The 1,281-nt window shown below is 51.5% G+C and carries 1 pseudogene; it reads left to right on the forward strand.

From position 1 onward, the window contains the following. Window positions 1–77 precede the first annotated feature (77 nt). Window positions 78–1,112 (forward strand): annotated as a pseudogene (locus tag ACFS7Z_RS27195) (IS481 family transposase); the annotation flags it as partial. Between the last annotated feature and the right edge of the window lie 169 nt (window positions 1,113–1,281).

Genomic DNA, 1,281 nt, shown 5'->3' on the forward strand with positions numbered 1-1,281 from the left:
TGAGATAGTCAAGATATAATCTGACAGTTTAATTAAATTGAATGTGACGCATTTCATTAATTAAACCCGATTATATCATGACTACTCAAGACAAAATTATCAAAAACAAGTTAGGATTGCTAAACCTGGCTGAGATGCTGGGTAACGTGTCCCAAGCCTGTAAGGTGATGGGATACAGCAGGGACTCCTTCTACCGTTTCCAGCAGCTCTACGAGCAGGGCGGCACATCAGCCCTGCAGGAGATTAGCCGCTCAAAGCCCAACATCAAGAACAGAGTAGAGCAAGCCGTTGAACAGGCAGTGGTGGAACTTGCCACAGAGCAGCCTGCTTTCGGGCAGCTAAGGGCCTCTAATGAGCTTAAGAAGAGAGGCATCTTCATATCCCCTGGAGGGGTGCGATCCGTGTGGCTACGTTACCAGCTGGAGACCTTTCCCAAACGGTTAAAAGCACTTGAAGCCAAAGTGGCCGGAGAAGGGCTGATCCTGACCGAAGCGCAAATTGCGGCCCTGGAGAAAGCCAGGGAAGAGAAGACAGCGCACGGTGAGATAGAGACGCACCACCCAGGCTACCTGGGGGCGCAGGACACCTATTACGTGGGCTACATCAAAGGCGTGGGCAAGATTTACCAGCAGACCTTCATCGACACCTACACCAAGGTGGCGCAGGCAAAAGTCTATGACAGGAAGAATGCTTTGGTGGCTGCCGACATGCTCAATGACAGGGTGCTTCCGTTTTATGAGCAGCACGAGTTGAAGCTGCTGCGCATCCTCACTGACCGCGGTACTGAGTACTGCGGTGCCAAGGAGCACCATGAATACCAGCTCTACCTGGCCATCGAGGACGTCGACCACAGCAGGACCAAGGCCAAAAGCCCGCAGACCAACGGCATCTGCGAGCGCTTCCACCGCACCATGCAAGACGAGTTTTATGCCATCGCTTTTCGTAAAAAGGTGTATACTACGTTAGAGGAACTGCAGGAAGACCTGGACCTGTGGCTGGAGCATTACAACAAGGAGCGGACGCATACGGGCAAGTACTGCTTCGGCAGGACACCCTACCAGACACTGCTCGAATCCATTCCGCTGGCCAAAGAGAAAATGCTCAACAGCTTAAGGCAAGATCCTGTCAAACATTTTTTTTCGGAACCAGCCCTTGCACCCGAAGACGAAGGGGTGGTGCAGAAAAAAAATGAGCCCAACGGCATGGGCTCATGGAACACTACTTTAGGGCAGATGCCTGTCAGATAACCCTCAACTGTCAGAGCATATCTTGACTATTACA

Source organism: Pontibacter toksunensis (assembly GCF_042686245.1).
GTDB classification, from domain to species: domain Bacteria; phylum Bacteroidota; class Bacteroidia; order Cytophagales; family Hymenobacteraceae; genus Pontibacter; species Pontibacter toksunensis.